Source organism: Kribbella sp. NPDC056345 (assembly GCF_042262745.1).
Classification (GTDB): Bacteria; Actinomycetota; Actinomycetes; order Propionibacteriales; family Kribbellaceae; genus Kribbella.
Map to the genome: position 1 here is coordinate 1 of NZ_JBHJQQ010000044.1, position 1,261 is coordinate 1,261.

At 50.1% G+C, this 1,261-nt stretch carries 1 protein-coding gene; it reads left to right on the forward strand.

Annotated features, from left to right (window positions below):
• Nucleotides 1–815 precede the first annotated feature (815 nt).
• A partial coding sequence (locus tag ACFCV3_RS42715) for a helix-turn-helix domain-containing protein (RefSeq protein WP_376041208.1) occupies nucleotides 816–1,261 on the forward strand: 446 nt, incomplete at its 3' end.

Consider the following 1,261-nt stretch of genomic DNA (forward strand, 5'->3'; position numbering starts at 1 on the left):
ACCTGCCAACCGAGTAACTGCCTGTTCCGTGCGAATAGGCTTTACAGGGGGCTGGCGCGGTTCCTGGCGACCTGAAAGCCCCTGGTTAGGGGTATCGGCGCGCCTGACCTCCTGAGAGCCTCTGTAACGCATTTTCGCGCCTCCCATGCCCTGGCGGGCATTTAAAACCCGTTTCGTGCGTCTGAGAGCGTTTGAAGGGCTATCTGACGACTCATCCCCGAAAGAACAACGACGGAATCACCGACAACATGCGAGAGGTGGCACCGCTCGCCGCAGCCCCAGCGACCGAACGTTAGTGAGCGAGTGGGCGAGGAAGCGGAAGAGAACCGGTAGTTAGATTGAGCACGTACGCACTGATGGGTGTCGGGGCACAGCCCAGACCAGATGGCAAACGGAATATCGTCGTGGGTGACGGTATTACATTTGCACATCCTGTCCCGCTTTCTGAGGCGTTTTAGCGGTGAACGGACGGCAAAAACATGATGGAACTGTTGAACGTGGAGAGCACGAAATCGAACAAAAATCACGGCTGACGAGGCTTGCAGAGGAATAAGCCAGTATACACTCCGCTATCGCTACGTGACTGGGTCAGGGCTGCGCCCCGACACCTCCAAAGGGTGTTGCGCTGAGCGAAACACCCTTGCCTAGAATAGATCTTTTACGCCGATTTGTAAGTTGTTGTTTTTTTAGTGTGTTTTTTGTTTACCTGTTGCATCCAGGGTGACACAACGTTGTCGCATCCTGGATGCGACAACACGCAACAAGGTGTTGCACAGATGTATCATGATGGCTTAGATTTGAATCAACGTTAGTGCATGGGATTTTCAGAGGGAAAAATCATGTTTATTGATTCAGAAAAACGGCTGAAACAACTTTCAGATGAGGCAAAGAAAAACACCGAGGATCTCGAAGAAGCAAAGAAGAATTCAAGGTTTACACAGGTATCCCCAAAAGGTTGGGAACGCGTTCGAGAGCTGTTGAAGGATAGCCAAGGCATATCAGCACTGAAGCTGTACTCATTTTTAGCGGAGCATATCGATCCTACGTGTGGCGCTGTCGTTGCGGATCAGCAATTCCTAGCTGAAAAACTTGGAGTTAGCAGAAGCACAATTATTCGGTGGCTCAATTACTTAGAATCAAAAAATGCATTAGTTAGAATCCCCGTTGCTGGTAAGGTTTGTGCGTATGCCCTCGATCCACATGAAGTCTGGAAGGGATACAACACTACGAAAAACCATGCAGCGTTTGTCACTAAAACACC